General features: G+C 58.1%; 2 protein-coding genes. One reads left to right on the forward strand and one right to left on the reverse strand.

What is annotated here, in order from left to right:
- Nucleotides 1-455: hypothetical protein (locus MHA02_RS21840; protein WP_210245107.1), on the forward strand; the 455-nt coding region annotated here is incomplete at its 5' end.
- Nucleotides 456-540: 85 nt separating this feature from the next.
- Here the strand turns inward: MHA02_RS21840 and MHA02_RS21845 are convergent.
- Nucleotides 541-1,027, reverse strand: a 487-nt coding sequence (locus tag MHA02_RS21845; protein ID WP_147082685.1) for an integrase core domain-containing protein, incomplete at its 5' end; no start/stop codon positions are given.

A 1,027-nucleotide genomic window follows, 5' to 3' on the forward strand; every position in this document is an offset into this window, starting at 1 on the left:
CAGGAGGAGCCGACAGGATGAGATTTCGTCACATAACTGGGGCAGTGTTGTTCGCTCTCAGCCTGACGGCATTCGCTGAAGCGCAGGCGCAAGATCTCCAGCCCGGCATGCAAACGATGATGCAGCAGGGCGGCGTCGAAGGTGTCGAACTCGACTCGATGGTCTTCAACACCGCACAAGACGACAATCTGCAGCCTGGCATGCAGACGATGATGCAACAGGGTGGTGTCGAGGGTGTCACGCTCGGCACAGCGCGAGCAGGCGGCTACGGATACGAGTTATCCTCTCCGCGGAGCCTCGGCCAAGAACACTACAAGACGCGAAGGCACAAGCTGGTCGGCTCCTACACAGCAGTGAAAAAAACAGTCCGTGCGCGTTCATTTTCGCGCTTCGGCAAGTTCGACTCTTGTAGGCATTCGGGGCTCTCGCATACGTCGCACTTCCAGGCATTATAAATTTTCTTACTATCGAAGACCTTTGTATCATCTTCGCGGATCGGCACTGACCTGACCGGTATTTTGGACCGTGCCGATTGAGAGGCTACTGCATGGTATCGGCCATGGGTAGCCGGAAGGCCAGATCCGGGAAGGTGACAGGCGCGGGCGGTCGGTAGCCCAAGGACGAATGCGGTCGAACGCGGTTGTAGGTATTCTGCCAGATCCCGATCACGGTCTGTGCCTCCTTGAGCGAGTAGAAGATCTCTTGTTGTAGGCACTCGTCCTTCAGCTTGCCATTGAAGCTCTCACAATAGCCATTCTCCCACGGAGATCCTGGTGCAATGTACTGGATCTGCGGGCCGGTTTTGGCGACCCATTTCCGCAAAGCCTTCGCGATCATCTCCGGGCCGTTGTCGCAGCGGATGTTCTCCGGGATGCCATGCAGGCACATCGCATCGGCCAGCGCCTCGACCACACCCAGACTGTTGATGCGCCTCGCGACCTTCAGCGCCAGGCAGGCACGACTGTGCTCGTCGATCAGCGTCAGGATACGCAGGCTTCGCCCGTCATGGGTCTGCCCCTGCACAAAC

It is taken from the genome of Methylobacterium haplocladii (genome assembly GCF_007992175.1).
Lineage (GTDB): Bacteria > Pseudomonadota > Alphaproteobacteria > Rhizobiales > Beijerinckiaceae > Methylobacterium > Methylobacterium haplocladii.